The sequence below is a fragment of the Sphaerochaeta sp. UBA5849 genome, assembly GCA_002432715.1.
Taxonomy (GTDB): Bacteria; Spirochaetota; Spirochaetia; order Sphaerochaetales; family Sphaerochaetaceae; genus Sphaerochaeta.
Genome location: DJGJ01000016.1, coordinates 19,098 through 35,254 on the forward strand (window position 1 = coordinate 19,098; position 16,157 = coordinate 35,254).

13 protein-coding genes are annotated in these 16,157 nt (G+C 52.3%); 10 read left to right on the plus strand and 3 right to left on the minus strand.

Annotated elements, in window-relative coordinates; all coding sequences use genetic code 11:
- Window positions 1-187 precede the first annotated feature (187 nt).
- The 8 genes from B3K89_RS01920 to B3K89_RS01955 all read left to right on the plus strand — a co-directional run bounded on the left by B3K89_RS01920 (window position 188) and on the right by B3K89_RS01955 (window position 9,789).
- Window positions 188-1,195, plus strand: coding sequence for a substrate-binding domain-containing protein (locus B3K89_RS01920; RefSeq protein WP_293892716.1), 1,008 nt, complete (start codon window positions 188-190; stop codon window positions 1,193-1,195).
- Window positions 1,196-1,293: 98 nt separating this feature from the next.
- Window positions 1,294-2,784, plus strand: a complete 1,491-nt coding sequence (locus B3K89_RS01925) for a sugar ABC transporter ATP-binding protein (RefSeq protein ID WP_345906995.1) — start codon at window positions 1,294-1,296, stop codon at window positions 2,782-2,784.
- The gene (locus B3K89_RS01930; RefSeq protein ID WP_414712335.1) at window positions 2,781-3,758 is read left to right on the plus strand and encodes an ABC transporter permease; all 978 of its coding nucleotides are present in this window, start codon (window positions 2,781-2,783) and stop codon (window positions 3,756-3,758) included. Before B3K89_RS01925 ends, B3K89_RS01930 begins: the two co-directional genes overlap by 4 nt.
- A gap of 10 nt (window positions 3,759-3,768) precedes the next feature.
- Complete coding sequence (locus B3K89_RS01935; RefSeq protein ID WP_293892708.1) at window positions 3,769-3,894, plus strand: hypothetical protein; 126 nt, start codon at window positions 3,769-3,771, stop codon at window positions 3,892-3,894.
- Between the two features lie 9 nt (window positions 3,895-3,903).
- Window positions 3,904-4,845: a Gfo/Idh/MocA family protein gene (locus B3K89_RS01940; RefSeq protein WP_293892766.1), complete on the plus strand. Its 942-nt coding sequence runs from the start codon at window positions 3,904-3,906 to the stop codon at window positions 4,843-4,845.
- A gap of 13 nt (window positions 4,846-4,858) precedes the next feature.
- A complete protein-coding gene (locus B3K89_RS01945; RefSeq protein ID WP_293892705.1) occupies window positions 4,859-5,848 on the plus strand; it encodes a sugar phosphate isomerase/epimerase family protein in 990 nt (329 codons plus the stop codon).
- Between the two features lie 82 nt (window positions 5,849-5,930).
- Window positions 5,931-6,998, plus strand: coding sequence for a branched-chain amino acid aminotransferase (locus B3K89_RS01950; protein WP_293892763.1), 1,068 nt, complete (start codon window positions 5,931-5,933; stop codon window positions 6,996-6,998).
- Between the two features lie 139 nt (window positions 6,999-7,137).
- On the plus strand, window positions 7,138-9,789 hold the full coding sequence (locus B3K89_RS01955) for a hypothetical protein (RefSeq protein WP_345906997.1): 2,652 nt from the start codon (window positions 7,138-7,140) through the stop codon (window positions 9,787-9,789).
- On the opposite strand, the gene B3K89_RS01960 is transcribed toward B3K89_RS01955, so the two are convergent.
- The 3 genes from B3K89_RS01960 to B3K89_RS01970 are packed head-to-tail and all read right to left on the minus strand — an operon-like array spanning window position 9,782 to window position 13,873.
- Entirely contained in the window at window positions 9,782-11,005 is a 1,224-nt protein-coding gene (locus B3K89_RS01960) for a hypothetical protein (protein ID WP_293892699.1), read from the minus strand. The genes B3K89_RS01955 and B3K89_RS01960 overlap by 8 nt on opposite strands.
- Before the next feature lie 55 nt (window positions 11,006-11,060).
- Complete coding sequence (locus tag B3K89_RS01965) at window positions 11,061-12,920, minus strand: ABC-F family ATP-binding cassette domain-containing protein (protein WP_293892696.1); 1,860 nt, start codon at window positions 12,918-12,920, stop codon at window positions 11,061-11,063.
- Window positions 12,921-12,961: 41 nt separating this feature from the next.
- Window positions 12,962-13,873: a DMT family transporter gene (locus B3K89_RS01970; RefSeq protein ID WP_293892693.1), complete on the minus strand. Its 912-nt coding sequence runs from the start codon at window positions 13,871-13,873 to the stop codon at window positions 12,962-12,964.
- Window positions 13,874-14,075: 202 nt separating this feature from the next.
- Between B3K89_RS01970 and B3K89_RS01975 the strand changes: the two genes are divergently transcribed.
- Window positions 14,076-15,629, plus strand: a complete 1,554-nt coding sequence (locus tag B3K89_RS01975) for an NAD(P)/FAD-dependent oxidoreductase (RefSeq protein WP_345906998.1) — start codon at window positions 14,076-14,078, stop codon at window positions 15,627-15,629.
- On the plus strand, window positions 15,623-16,114 hold the full coding sequence (locus B3K89_RS01980; protein WP_345906999.1) for a DNA-deoxyinosine glycosylase: 492 nt from the start codon (window positions 15,623-15,625) through the stop codon (window positions 16,112-16,114). The genes B3K89_RS01975 and B3K89_RS01980 overlap by 7 nt, the downstream gene beginning before the upstream one ends.
- Window positions 16,115-16,157: the final 43 nt, after the last annotated feature.

Consider the following 16,157-nt stretch of genomic DNA (forward strand, 5'->3'; position numbering starts at 1 on the left):
AGCAAGTAAAAAATGTAAAATCATGAAAAATTTTCAAAATATGAAATATATTTCTGATATTCCGATGTAAATTGCCTAAAACGTTGGAAAGTTTATAAAATTACGAAAAAAGTTGACAGATTTTCTGAAATATATATACTAAATACTACACAGGCATCGAAGAACATGAGCCTGTAGGAGGTTTGTAATGAAAAAGGTATTGGTAATCCTTCTTGTCCTGCTGGTGGCAACCAGCGTTGTGTTTGCACAGGGCTCCAAGGAAGCTGGTGCAAAAAAGCAGTTGATGGGAGTAGTAACACCCAGCGCTGACCATGGGTTCACAGCAGAGTCCATCCGCCATTGCGAGGCACAGGTCAAGGCACTGTCTGCACAGTATGGTTTTGACTACCGTTTCATGACGGCAGCAGAAAGCAGCGAGCAAAGCAATGCTGTTGAAACCATCCTCGGCATGAAGCCCGATGTAATGGTGCTCTGGCCGGTCAACGGTGATGAGCTGCGCAGCGTAGCACAGTCGGTGATGGACAGCGGCGTTCCCTTGATCGTCTACGACCGTTTCATTCCCGGCCTCACTCCCGATGCCGAGATCAGCGGTGACAACGTAGCCATCGGCGAAGGTGCAGGACGTTATTTCAATGAGTATTTCAAGGAAGACCTGGCTAAGGGCAAGGTCAACTATCTTGAGTTCAAGGGTGACAGTTCGACCGTTCCGATGGAACGCACCAACGGCTTCCTCTCCACAGCAAGTCCCAACTTCAATCTGGTGCAGTCCTTTGTAACCAACTGGAGCCAGCAGACTGCAATGGAGCAGATGGAAAACTTCCTGAACACCAAGAGCAAGGCCGAGATTGAATCCATCAAGGCAATCTGGACCCATGACGATGAGATTGTATTCGGTATCGTTGAGGCTCTGAAGAACTATCACGGAAGTGCAAAGATCAACATCCGCCTGATCAACGGCGTCTCCGCCGGTGAAGGATTCATGAATCTCTTTGAGAATTCAGGTTTGAGCGGCATTGATTTCATGACCTACACCTTCTCCCCGTCCATGGTTCGTGATGCCATCGACCTTGGCCTGAAAGTGCTGCAGGGCGAGAAGCTTGAGAAGAACTACAAGGTTCCCACCGAGATGATCGACAAGACCAACTACAAGACCTATATGCAGAGCGAACTCTACAAAGTACGCTATAGCCTGTAAGGGTTGGGTTTTTCAGAACATGTGCCCTCTGGAGGCTGGATTTTCGGCCTCCTCTGGGCATCTCTTGTATAGGTAGGGAGACTGTTATGATCCTTGAGATGAAGAACATATCAAAGTCGTTTGGAGCGGTACAGGCCCTGAAGGATGTCTCCTTCTCTGTGGGCAGCAAGGAGATCCATGGCCTGCTTGGTGAGAACGGGGCGGGAAAAACGACATTGATGAACATCCTGGCCGGAACGTTTGGTCCGGATGCAGGAACGATTGAGATCGATGGGAACATCATCGAGGGCATGACGCCTAAAAAAGCTGCTCAACTGAAGATTCGCTTCATCCACCAGGAGCTGAATCTGTGCAATGACTTGACGGTCTTCCAGAATATGTTCCTTGGTGAGGAGTTCACCAAGCAGGGGTGGATGGTTGATAAGAAGCGGGAGATGGAACAGGCCCAGAAGGTGCTCGATTCCATGAACAGCGGCATCGATGCCCATACAATCGTTGCCGAACTCGATACCGCTCAAAAGCAGATGGTTGAAATTGCCAGGGCGTTGTTGTTTTCCAGTGAGCTCATCATCATGGACGAGCCCACAACCGCCTTGAACAACCAGGAGATCGAGAAGCTGTTCTCCATCATGGAGCGGCTCAAGGATGAAGGAGTCTCCTTCATCTATATCTCACACAAAATGCCGGAAATCTTTCGCATCTGCGATCGATACACTGTCCTGCGTGACGGCTTGTTCATAAAAAGTGGTTATATTAGGGATATTGATGAGCATCAGGCCACTGAGCTGCTCATTGGAAAGAGCTTTGTACAGGCTCATATAAAGGATGGCATCAAGGCCGCTCTCACAAAAGAGGTGGTGCTCAAGGCTGCAAATTTATCCGGCCGCAGTTTCAGCAATGTCGCATTTGAGCTTCATCGTGGAGAGATTCTGGTATGTACCGGGCTGCAAGGCTCGGGAACCGATGAGCTTGCCACTTCGTTGTTTGGAGCAACGATGCTGACAGGCGGTACGCTGGAGACCCAAAGCGGTCCGCTTGCGATGCATGATATCAAGGCTGTGATGAAACGGGGTATCGCAATGGTTCCCCGAAACCGCAAAGAACGAGGAATTTTGCCGGACTTAAGTATCAGGAATAATAATTCCCTTGCTTACTTTGTTTCAAAACATACGGGTTTGCTTGTCAACAAGAATGAAGAGAAGCAGCGTTTCGATGCAAGTCAGAAGCGCTTGGGGATAAAAGTGGGCAGTGATTTGGATGTCATCACCTCCCTGTCGGGGGGAAACCAACAGAAGGTCATTCTCAGCCGGTGGTTGGAACTCGATGCCGATGTGTACATCATGGACAATCCAACCCAAGGTATTGATGTCGGGGCGAAGTTCTCCATCTATAAGCTCATCGTTGAGTTGGCCGCCCAAGGCAAGGGTGTGATTGTCTTCACCAGTGAATATCCGGAAATTCATCAGCTTGCAGACCGCTGCCTTGTTCTCTACAAAGGAAAACCAGCTGCAGTGCTGTCCCGTGACGAGATTTCCGAGGTTGCCATCATGGAATATTCGACCGGAACAAGAGGGGAGGTGCTCAATTGAAAGGTTTGACGCTATCAAAAAATCAGGTGAGGGATACCTGGAGGAATATCAGTGGAAATTACAGCCATTGGTTGAGTTTTATTCTGCTGTTGTTGGTGGCGGTCATTGTCAGCCCCTCGTTCCTGACATGGAACAACATCACCAACCAGTTCGTACAAGGGGCCATCGTGGGAATCTGCGCCATGGGCATGAGCCTGATCATCTCAGCCGGAATGATTGATTTGTCGGTCGGCTCGACGGTCGCCCTGATCAGCGGCTTTGGTGTGATGGTCCTCAACTCCACCCATTCCATTCCTCTGGCGTTCCTGTTCTGCCTGGGAGCCGGAATCCTGGGGGGGCTCATCAACGGCTTGTTGGTGACCAAGGGGCGAATCGCCCCGTTCATCGTCACCCTCGCCACCATGAGCGCCTGGCGTAGTGTGATCAACCAGATGGGGCAGGGTGGCCCATTTACCGTCGACAAGGACATGTATGCTCCCTTCCGTGCCATCGCAGCAGGTCGTATTCTCTCGATTCCCCATCTGATGTTGTTCCTGATTTTTATCACCGTGCTTACCGGACTTCTCATGTCCAAGACCAAGTTCGGCACGTATGTATATGCGGTCGGTTCGAACCAACAGGCCGCACGCCTCAGCGGCATCAATGTGAATCGGGTAAAAACCCTCATTTTCACCTATGCAGGCATGCTCTATGGCTTGGCGGCTTTCCTGCTTGCCAGCAGGCTGACCTCCATTCAGGCGGCGAGCGCAGGTATGGGGTATGAGATGGATGCCATCGCAGCCGTTGCCATCGGAGGAACCAGCATGGATGGGGGAAGGGGCAAGATCATCGGCACCTTCCTCGGAGTCCTGATGCTCAGGATCATCAATACAGTCTTGATCATGGCCAATGTGCCCCCATTCCTCAATGGTTTGGTTACGGGCGTCATCATCATTGTTGCAGTGCTTGCACAGAGCAATAAAAAGGGCAAATAGGAGAAGCACCATGAATATTGGGATAGTTGGAGCCGGTGGCATGGCAGCCTACCATGTAAAGGGTTTTCAGAAGGCAGGAGCCACTGTAGCTGCGGTTGCCGATTCAAATGCCGAACGTGCCGGACAATTTGCATAGCAGTGGGGGATAGCGCGTACCTATCCAAGTTTGGAGACAATGCTTGCTCAGCTCCCAATACTCGATGCAGTATCCATTGTAACACCGAACAAGTTCCATGCACCGCTTACCATCCAAGCCCTCGAGGCGGGCAAGCATGTGTATTGTGAAAAACCACCGGCCCGGAATGCCGAGGAGATGCTTGCGATGTATGAAGCTGCGAAAAGAGCAAACAAGCAGTTGATGTTCGGCTTCAACAACCGCTGCCGGCCCGAAAGTCAGGCCATCTACCGCTATATTGAAAACGGGCAGGTAGGACGCATCAATTCGGCTCAGGCTACTTGGATACGCAGAGCCGGAATCCCCGGTTTCGGAGGTTGGTTCACCGACAAGGAACTAGCGGGTGGAGGTCCGGTTATCGACTTGTTGCATATGATCGATCTGGCCCTCTCGTTCATGGGATATCCCCAGCCGAAGGCCGTTCTTGGCGTCACCTTTGATGATTTCATGGGAAATCCTTCTTTCAAGGGACCTTGGGGCATTGCCGACGGCAATGGTAAAACGAATGTTGAGACGGCCTGCCATGCCATGGTGACCTTCAAGGACGGACAGTGCCTGATGATCCGCAACTCCTGGGCTGAAATGAATGAGCGGGAGGTGGTTTCTGTCACCTTCCAAGGGAGCAGGGCCGGAGGCAAGGTGGAACGCCTGTTCGGTATCGATGGCGTGGATGAAACCAGTTGTGACACTGCCATGCTCTATACAGAGGAGTATGGAAATCAGGTGAATCGTGAGATCCTGGTTCAAAAGGATGAGACGATGGGCAGGGTGGCCAACGCCGCAAATTTTGTCCAGAGCATAACGGAAGGGAAAAAGCCGATGAATACACCTGAGGAGGCTTTGATTCTCATGCAGATTACCGATGCCATCTACAAGAGCAGTGAAACCGGTGAATGTGTACGATTTTCATAAGGAGGGCATGTATATGAGTCGTTTGGTTACCCTGGCTTCAGGCCAGTTCGGGGATTTGGCTTTGGAGGACCTCTGTCGTCTTGCAAAAGAGATGGGCTACGATGGACTTGAACTTGCCACCCATGCTCATTTCAATGTGCAGAAAGCCCTGCATGACCCTTCCTACCTTCCGATGGTGCACGAGACATTGAATCGGTACGGCCTGGTTTGCCGGGCGATCAGCGCCCATTTGACCGGTCAATGCGTCTGTGATGTCTGGGATGAGCGACTGGATGGGTTTGCACCCTCCCATTTGGCAGGAAAACCTGAAGCTATCAGGGCTTGGGCTGTTGAGGAGATGAAGGATACCGCCCGGGCAGCCCAAAAGTTCGGCGTCTCGGTGGTGAATGGATTCACCGGTTCTCCCATTTGGGCTCGGTGGTACTCCTATCCGCAAACCAGCGAGGCAATGATTGAAGAAGGTTTTCAGCTTGTGTATGATGTGTGGACTCCCATTTTCGATGTGTTTGATGCTTGCGGCGTGCGGTTTGCCCTGGAAGTCCATCCCACGGAGATAGCCTTCGATTGGTACACCACCCAGCGGTTGCTGGAACTTTTCAACTACCGAACGACGTTGGGCCTCAATTTCGACCCCAGCCATTTGGTGTGGCAGGGAGTTGATGAGGTAGGGTTTGTCCGGGATTTTGCCAACCGAATCTACCACGTCCATATGAAGGATGTGAAGATGAACCGTACTAGCCGTGGAGGGATTTTAGGTTCATTCCTTCCTTTCGGGGATACAAGGCGAAGCTGGGACTTTGTGTCAGTTGGGCATGGAAATGTCGATTTCGACGGAATCATCCGGGAACTCAACCGCGCAGGATATTCCGGTCCATTGTCGGTGGAATGGGAAGACTCGGGTATGGACAGGATTTTCGGAGCAACGGAAAGCTGTGCATATGTCAAGAAAATCAACTTTTCCAGTTCTTTTGTGGCCTTCGATGCTGCTTTGAAAACCCAATGATGAGATGGCAAGAGTCTATTTTTATGCAAAAGTTATGCATATAAATAGACGAAATGCATACGAAGTTGTACAATAGCCCCCAATACAAGTCACACAAGGCGCATCTCAGCCGAAGGAACAGCGTATGAATAAGAAAAACATTGATTGGGGCAGTCTTGGTTTCTCCTACACCAAGACCGATAGTCGGTATGTCTCGTACTGGAAGAACAACCAGTGGGATGATGGGGCACTGGTAGAGGATGCCAATGTAACCATCAGCGAGAGTGCAGGGGTCCTACAATACGCACAGACCTGTTTTGAAGGCCTCAAAGTATATACGACCGTTGATGGAAAGGTTGTAGCCTTTCGTCCCGATCTCAATGCCCAACGCATGTCCGATACCGCCCTCAGGCTCTTGATGCCTCCGTTCCCCCAGGATCGTTTTCTTGACGCCTTGGATCAACTGGTAAAGGCCAATCTCGCCTATGTGCCTCCCTACGGCAGCGGAGCCACCCTCTACATCAGGCCGTTTCTCTTCGGAAGCGGCCCGGTCATCGGGGTTGCTCCCGCCCCCGAGTATACCTTCAGGATGTTCTGCACCCCGGTCGGACCCTATTTCAAGAGTGGAATCAAGCCGTTGAAGCTGCAGGTCAGTGAATTCGACCGGGCGGCCCCCCGCGGTACCGGACATATCAAGGGCGGACTGAACTACGCAATGAGCCTTTATGCAGGACACGAAGCCCACAAGAATGGGTTTGCAGAGAATCTCTACCTCGATGCTGCAACACAGACCTACGTCGAGGAGACCGGTGGGGCGAACTTCATATTCGTTACCAAGGACAACAAGGTGGTGACACCCAAGAGCCCTTCGATCCTGCCATCGATCACCCGCCGTTCGTTGATGTATGTCGCCAAGGAGATTCTTCACCTCGAGACCGAGGAGAGGCCGATTCCGCTGGAGGAAGTCGCCGAATTTGCTGAAGGCGGACTGTGCGGCACTGCGGCGGTCATCTCTCCCATCGGTTCGATTACCACGAGCAAAGGCGTGATCACCATGCCCAGCGGCATGGAGCACATGGGACCGATCACCCAAAAGTTGTACGATACGCTCACCGGCATCCAGATGGGAAGACTCGAAGCCCCGGAGGGTTGGATTCATCCAATCGCATAAGCAATCTTGCAAGACCATTCCCCCCGCTTTCCTGGAAGGCGGGGTTTTTAATGCGCTCGACCAGCATCTGCGCGCCCAATTTACACATGTTCCTTTACTGCCGATGCAGGTTGCTGTACAGTAATGCAAGGAGTTGCCCATGTTCCGTTTGAAAGTTTTTCTCCTGATTTTGCTTCTTTCATCTGGTTCTTTGGTTGCCGTCTCCTATCAACAGATGGAGACCGAACACACGCGCATCATCTTTGAAGAGGATGACCTGACATATGCCCGGCAGCTATCGGTGTTCGCCGACGAGGTGTTTGAGCAGCTTGCCCCATTTCTCGCCCATACTCCTTCAGTCAAGGTTCCTGTGGTCATCACGTCCAATACAGCCTTTGCGAATGGATACTACATAAACTTTCCCTCTGCCGTCTACCTCTATGTTACCAGCCCTGAAGACCGTTTCCTCGGCTCTCGAACCCAGGACTGGTTGAAAAGCCTGTTTATTCATGAGCTGACCCATTATATACACCTGACAGCACCCGTTGGTCCTGCGAAATTCTTGCGGTTTCTCGGCCCCGGCGTGACTGCCATGAGTACCGTCTTCATGCCTGGATGGTGGATAGAAGGAATCACCACCTATGCAGAGACAGCCTTTGTTGAGCATGGTGGAAGGGGAGACTCGCTGCCGTTTGCCAGAATCTACCAGGCATCCTTGGCTCAAGACTCCATGTGGTCGCTCTCACAAGGAGCCTACAACGGTCCTTTCAACCCTTCCAACCGCATCTATGTCACCGGATACCTCATGGTCGATTACCTTGTTCGCCAGTATGGAAGCTCTGCATATGCAGACATCAACCGCCGATTTGCAGCCTTTCCTTTCTTCGGTCTCTCTCCTGCTTTCAAAAAGGTGACCGGCCACTCTGCAAACGAGCTGTTCACGCTCGCCCTGCAAGAGGCCCAAGCGATTGAGCAATCCTCCGAGCATCTGTTTGGCGAGCCGATGCAGGGTGACCGATATCTTCCCTCTCCCACATCGATCGGCCTCGTCGGGTATATACAAAGCCCCTATGAGGGAAGAGCGCTGTATCGGTATTCAGCTGATGGCTCAGCAGAGAAGCTTATGGACTTGAGTCTTGATGGAGGCTCTTGTATCTCGTTTGCAACCGATACTGCCGTCTTTTCTTCACTATGGGCCGATACCAGCGACCCTTCCTCCCTCGCCTTGTCCGCAGTCAGCTACAGCGACCTGTTCCTGCTCAATCTTTCAACACTCAGGGCAAAAAGGCTTACCAAGGCTCAGCGCTTGGTGCAGCCTGCCATCAGTTCCGACGGATCGCGAATCGTCGCCAGCCGGGTCAATGGCAGTTTCTATGACTTGGTAGAAGTCAAAACCGATACCATGGAAGTAATCACGCTGGCATCAAAAGAGCGGGTGAGCTTTTTGGAACCCGTATTGAACAGGGATGGCTCGAAGCTTGCATATCTTGCACTAGAGAGTGGAAATTCCTCGCTGTATCTGCTTGAGGAAGGAAAAGAGCCGTTGTTGCTGGTGGGGCCGACCGCCGATGAACTACGTGCGCCTTCCTTTGAAGAAGATGACTCGATACTCTTTGTCAAGGAACTCGAACTCTATCGAATCAATTGTGCGACAGGCCGCATACAGCTTGTCCACACCGACAGTGTGGGAGTGTACTCTGCAGCTGTGCAGGCGGATGAGCTCTTCTATGAAACGTATACAGCGCAAGGTTTTGCAGTAAAGAAAACAGTACTTCAATCTTCTTTTGACAGCCCGATTTCCCTCCGTGATCCGCTCTCTGTTGCATCGTATGCTGAAACTGTCTCGTATCAATCGTCACCCTATTACGACAACCTGCAATTCAACCTTGCCTTGCCGTTTCCTTTCGTCGAGGCAAATCAGTTTCAGATGGGAATCTGGTTTCATGCAACCAGCCTGCTTCGCAGGCACAGCCTGGTCGGCAGCGTCGGTTGGTCCATCCGGGGGGCAAAACTCTTGGCCGACCTAAACTATCAATACGATGCATCCACCTATGCACTTGCACTGGGGTTGGCCTTGAACCAATACGATATCACCACAGACTTGTATGTGAGCAGCGCCTATGCTGCTGCCGTAGTCCCTCTTTTCTCCTGGACGGGGTACTCCCATTTTCGGGGCTTGAGCATCAAACCCAAGATATCCCTGATATGGGACTCAACAGGATTAACCACAACCGGCTCTGCAATGCTTGGATACACCCGGCAAAACCGCAACAGCCGGACCATGGATTTCTTCGGACCTGCCGGCTTTGCCACCAGCGGTGGTGTGATGCTCCAAAGCGGGATGAACGCTCCGATCCTCTTTGGATCGGTGGGGATGCAGATGCGCCTCTTTGATAGCTCGGCCATGGTGCGATTTGTTTTGGATGCCATCGGAACAAGCTCGGCGAATATGGGAAACTACTATGCACTGTTCTCCTTCAAGCCTCTGCAAAGTGGAAGCGGCAAACTGCGACTCTCGACCTCCATCCGGCTCCCGCTGGGGCTCTTCGATGCCCCCATACCGTATGGAGGATTGACCGGAGCCGGACTTGAAATTACAGCCCAAAGCGCTTGGTATGTGAATGCGGACACGTTGATCTGGGAAGGAGCCTGGGCGGCAGCCGCCCGCTTGACTGCAAACATGGTTCTAGGCGGACCGGCGGTTGCGTTTCAACCCTTCGCCGAATTGGCCTATCTCTTTGGCCCCGGCAAGTGGCAGTTCTCCCTTGGCCTGGATGGACAGTCGCTCAAAACGTTTCTTGCGATCAAGTGAGGTCGTGGTCGATATCGAGCACGATTCCGGCCATAAGAATCCAGGGGCCTGTATGAGGTTTGAAATACTCCACGGTAGTAATCGAATCAGCATTGAACACATAGGAGAGGCTTACTGCAAGCCGCGGATGGTAGCTTGTATTGCCGACCACCCACCAATAGGTGGTTCCAATACGCAGGCCGACCTCCATACCGATGCTCGGCCTGACTTCCTCCACCAAGGTGGTGGTATAGTTCTGCTGCAGATTGAAACGATGCAGCCCGGCCGATACTTTTGCATAGGGAGTGAGGAAGGCTGACGGGCTTTCAAACTCCCACCGGTACCCAAGCTGCCAGGAACCGAGGTTCATCCTGTCGTTCTGATCCTCCCAGCGATTAAGCATGGGGCCGTTGGTGTGCTTCACCTCAAAACTGAAGGACCCGAAGGAGAAGGCAACCAATCTGTTTTGATGACCCTCATGGTTGTACAGGATTCCGGAGGTAAAGGTGAAATCGGTCTGTTTGTACGTCTTTGGCTGCTTGAAGGCGAGCACGTTTACACTAAACGATCCGTAAGATGCTCCCGAATCCAAAAAGGAGAAGAAGGATGACTGCAGCAAGCCGCCGTCGTAGACATAGGCGAGCCTGAGACCTTCATAACGCTGCTCTTGGATGCTTTGGCTCGGGTAAAGATCTTCTACGTACTTCTCTACGTACCCGAGCCGCAGGGTGAGAAATCCGTGATAGGAGATGAAGGCGTTCGCTTCAAACAGGAGTTCCCATTGGTGGGCATAGGATGTTCCCAGCTCAATACCCGTCAAGGTGTTGGAGCCAAGGTAGGCCGCCTGTGTTTTGAGTGCAAGGTAGGGATGCACCCAGAATTGGTTCTCATCATAGGTCAAGGTGACCAGGTCGCGACCGATGAGGGTGTGAAACCAGTTCTGGATGGTCTGCAAGCCCAGGTTCCCGGTCAGGACAACCCCTGCCGACCCTGCCACTCCAATTCCTATTGTGGTTGTTGGAGTAAAGAGGAATGGGTACGATGCACCAATCTGGATCTCATCGTAACGTCGGTTGCTTTGGATGCGGTCGGTATAGCTTCTTACGAAGGTCTGGAAGCTGAGATTGTTGTCAAACGTCGCCTCCAAGGACGACCCGAAGGAAAATCCGTCATCTTGATTATATCCCAACCCCATGGTGTACCAATCGTTGCCGGTCCCGATTGAGAGGGAATCCAAAGATAACCCATAGGCTGGTATTGGCAAGCCGAGAATGCATAGCAAAAGAAGAATGTCAGCTCTTTTGCGCAAGCTCAAGCCAACGTTCTTCCAGATTTTCAAGTTCATTCCGTAGTGCATGGTATCTCTCTGTCCGCTCGGCGAGCGTTCCTTCTTGTGTTGGTCTCGCATCAGCAAAACTTGCTTCCAGGTTTGCAAGGTGCTGCTGTATTGTTTCGATGGTGGCTTCGATGGTTTCGAATTCCTTCTGTTCCCTAAAGCTCAAGCCTTTTTTCTCGCTGCGCTTGTTCTGCACCGGCGGGGGGGACTCACCCTGGGCTGCCTTCACAGGCTTCTCTTTCTCGCGCTCCCGCCACTGGCTGTAGCGCATGGTTTCATAGGTGACCGACCCATCATCGGCGAGGATGAACAACTCATCACAGGTAAGATCGAGAAAAGCTCGGTCGTGGCTGACGATAAGAACACATCCTGCAAAGTCCTGGATGTACTGTTCCAGGTTCTCCATCGTAGGTAGGTCAAGGTCGTTCGTAGGTTCATCGAGCAAAAGAAAGTTAGGATTGGACAGCAATCTCGAGACCAGGTACAATCTTCGCTGCTCGCCCCCCGAAAGGCTGGCGATGCTTTGGCGGTGCATGGAGGCTGGAAACCCGAAGAGTTCAAGGAATTTGGCGGCGCTTACCACTTGGTTGGGGCCGAGGACCACCTGTTCGGCGATGTCCTCGACATATTCGAGGATGTGTTTGTCGCTAACCAAAGCCCTGCCGCCTTGGTCGTAGTAGGCGAAAACCGTATTCACTCCTTTGTCCAATTCTCCTTCATCCGGCTCAAGGTAGCCGCATAGCAGGTCCAGCAGTGTGGATTTGCCGCTTCCATTCGGGCCTATGACGCCAATGCGAGCTCCCTTGGAGAACGAGAACGAGAAATCACGGATGACGGCCTGTCCACCATAGCTTTTACTCAGGTGTTTCGCCTCGAGGATTTTCTTGCCCATGCGGCGGGACTGGGAATTGAAAATGCGCATCTCCTCATCGGTTTTTGTATTCTGACTGGCAAGCAAGGCTTCAATGCGGTCTTTTCTTCCACTATCCTTTCCTGTACGAGCCTTCGGGCCGCGCTTGAGCCACTCCAGCTCCCGTCTGAGTACGGTTTTTATCCTATCCTGTTCCTTCTGGAGTCGCTCCAGCCGCTCTTCGCGGCGCTCGAGGTAGGAGGAGAAAGACCCCGGATGAAGGAATATCGAGCCGCTGTCCATCTCCAGGATGGCAGAGCACACGGAGTCGAGGAAATATCGGTCGTGGGTGACTAGAATTATGGTCGCAATGCTGTTTTTCAGATACAGTTCAAGCCATTCGATGGTCTGGATATCGAGGTGGTTGGTCGGCTCATCAAGCAGGAGCATGGTGGGTTTTGCACACAAAACCCGTGCGATTGCTACTTTTTTCTGCATTCCCCCCGAAAGGGTGTCCATCCGTTGATCCAGCACATCGTAGAGTCCCAGCTCTCCCAGCAGTGATGCATAGTCGTTTTCAAGATTCCAAGCATCCAAGAGCTCCATCTGCTCGGTGAGATGAGCCAGCAGTGCTTCGTTGTGCCCGCCGCCAAGAGCCTGGTGATATGCACGATAGGTTTCAATTCTGGTACCTTGGCCACAGGCGAGGTAGGTTGCTACGGTATCGTGCTCTTTGAACTGTACTCCTTGGTCGAGCATCACCAGATCGGTGCCGTTCTTCATGGCGATGGTTCCGCTGTCACAGACGATTTGACCTGCCAGGAGCTTGAGAAAGGTGGATTTTCCTTGTCCGTTGCGGCCGATGAGGGCAACGTGGTCGCCTTCTTCCAAGCCGAAGCTGACCCCTTCAAACAGAGGTTCATCCTTCAGCGTTTTGGATACAGATTCCAGAGAGAGTACATTCATGCTTCGAGCGTAGCGAAAAGTCGGGCTCTAGGCAAGCTGTTTCAAGCAGCCAGAAAGAGCACTGCAACCCCGGCGATGGAGAGGAAGGTGCCTGCCAGGCTCGATGCGGTGAGGTGTTTATGCAGAACAAAGCGGTCGAATGGGAGCAGGAGAATCGGGGTGACCTGGGTGATGGTGGTGACAATGCCGACCGGAGCGAGCGTGAAGGCCCTCATCTGGCTTGACATGCCCAGCACAGGACCTGCAAAGGCGGCGAGTATCAAAAGGATGAGATACCGACGGTTTTTAAACACGGCGAAGTGCTGGACCGCATTGCGCTTGTAGAGGAAGTTGAAGACAAAGAAACAGAGCAGTCCTCCAATGTTGCGCAAGAGGTTGGTGGAGACGGGGCCTGTTTCATCAAGGGCGAACTTGGCCAGCAGGAACGAGAGTGATTGCAAAGCCGATGCCAAAATGGCATAGACAAAACCTTTGACTTTTGTATCCCGCTCGTCTTTCTCCACCTTGCGGCGGGAGTCAAGCAGCACCATTACTGCTACTCCTGCAATGGTGGTCAGGATGCCGAGCATTTGAATGAGGTTGAGCCGCTCGTCAAACAGGATGTAGCCGAAAAAAGCGGTCACGACCGGCGAGAGGGTCATGATGACCATCGACTCCCTGCTTCCCAGCAGGATGTAGGCCTTGAAGAGGAGCATGTCGGTGATAAAGTAACCGAAAGCGCCGCTGGCCAGCAGGAAGATGTAGGTTCGGGCCGAGAGGGAGGTGGGAAACCAGATTCCTTCAACCGCATAGGTGAGTACAAGAATCATGGGGAGGGCGATCCACATCCTGATATGGGCTACTGCATCAGAACCTGCTTTTGCACCGATGTGGCGGTAGATGATCGAGTTCTGAGCCCAACAGGCTGCGGTCAAGAGGGCAAGCAGCTGCCCTACAACAAGGTTGTGTTCCATGATGGGCCAAACAGTATCACAAAGGGATTTCTTACGCAATGAAAGGCATGCCGAAGAACGTTTGGAAACAATGTAATGAAGAACCATCTTCAAACACGATGAATCGATTGGCAAAGAGTATATGCAGACTTGCAGGAGGAGTATGAAGTTTTGAAGGAGTGCTTCATTGACCCTGCTTGAGCCGCTTCGTTACAATGCATGCATGCAGATCGATATCAACCTTAGGCTGTCTCCCCGGGAGGCCGCCGATTCTTTCTCCCTGAAGCAAGTTGCTGCTAAAAAAGCAGGCATTCCCATTCATGACATCGCAAGTGTCCGAGTCATCCGGCGCAGCATCGATGCCCGGCGCCGTCCCGTGGTAGTCGACCTGATGGTCAGGCTTTCCTCGGTGCCGGACGAGAAGCCCTTTGAAGAAGTTGCGTATCAGCAAGTCGGAGACGGCAAACCTGTGATTGTGGTAGGAGCAGGCCCTGCAGGACTCTTTGCTTCACTCAGGCTGTTGGAGATGGGACTCAAACCCATCCTGCTTGAACGGGGATCTGACGTACACCAACGCAAGAAAGACCTTGCAAGCCTGATACGCACCGGTTTGGTGGATCCCCAGAGCAATTACAGTTTCGGCGAAGGCGGTGCCGGCTCATTCAGTGACGGCAAGCTCTATACGCGTGCCGTCAAGCGTGGTGACGTGTCCAAGGTTTTGGTCCAGCTCTGCCAGCACGGGGCGAACTTGGATATTCTTTTTGATGCCCACCCTCATATCGGCAGCAACAAGCTGCCCCAGGTGATAGAGGCCATACGGAACACGATTCTCCGTCATGGAGGAGAGGTGCATTTCCAAACTAGAGTAGTGGCATTGCTGAAAAAGGGATCGGTGATTGAAGGAGTGCAGACCTCTGATGGTGCTGTGTACTTCGGTCCCGTGATTCTTGCAACCGGCCATAGTGCCCGTGATATGTATCGGTATTTATATGCCGAGGGCATCACCGTACAGAGCAAGGCATTGGCCATGGGCGTACGGCTTGAGCATAAGCAGCATCTCATCGACCAGATGCAATACAAACAGGAGGAGGGCAGGGGCTTGTACCTTCCTGCTGCCGAGTACTCGTTTGTCCATCAAGTCGAAGGTCGGGGTGTGTACTCCTTCTGCATGTGCCCCGGCGGCTTTGTCATCCCTGCAGCAACCGAAGCGGGGCAGCAGGTGGTCAATGGAATGAGTGCCTCGGACCGAAAAGGTGAGTTTGCCAACAGCGGCATGGTGGTGGAGCTGCATCCGGAGGATCTTCCCACTGACAAGTTCAGCGGTCCTTTGGGAATGCTGGAATTCCAGGAGGCCCTTGAGAGGCGCAGCTTTGCCTATGCTGGTCAGAGCATCAAGGCCCCGGCACAGCGGATGGTGGATTTTGTAAAGCATGTACGCTCCAAGGACCTGTGCGAATCCTCCTATCTTCCGGGACTGGTGAATGCAGACCTGCACGCTCTCTTCCCGGCTTTCATCTCCAAACGGCTTGCCCTTGCATTTGAGGCCTTCGGCAGGAAGGCTTCACGATTCTTGACCAACGATGCCCTGTTGCTGGCAGCAGAGACAAGAACCAGCAGTCCTGTACGAATACCACGTGATCCCGATAGCAGGATGCACATCGACTATGCAGGCCTCTTCCCCTGTGGTGAAGGAGCTGGGTATGCAGGAGGAATTGTCAGTGCAGCGATGGATGGGGTCGCCTCTGCAGAGAGGGTGAAGGAGTATCTCGAATGCTGAAGGGATTTCCTCCCATCCATACCCCGACCAGCTCGATCCTGATTCTCGGCACCGGTCCGAGCGTGGTATCGAGTCTCAAGCAGCAGTATTACGGTCATGAACGCAATGCGTTCTGGCCGATCATGGCTGAAATATTGCATGGTCCCATTGAGACGTATGAGCAGAAATGGGAAATCCTTCTGTCAAACGATATTGCCTTGTGGGATGTTCTTGCTCAGTTTGAGAGAAAGGGCTCGGCCGATTCCGCCTATACTGCGGTGATTCCCAATCCTCTGAGGCAGTTCATCGACGAGCATGCGTATCTTGCGAAGATTTTGTTCAATGGAAAAAAAGCAGCCGACTTCTACCGTCGTCTCATCGGATATTTCCCCCAAACCATTGAGTTTCATACGCTTGCTTCCACCAGCCCGGCCTATACATTGGGTTTTGAACAGAAGCTGGCGGTGTGGAGGCAGGCGATCATAGAAAACGGCTGCAAACAATGAGGGATCAACTTCTTTCTTGCTGGTGTTTGTTGTGATATTCTAG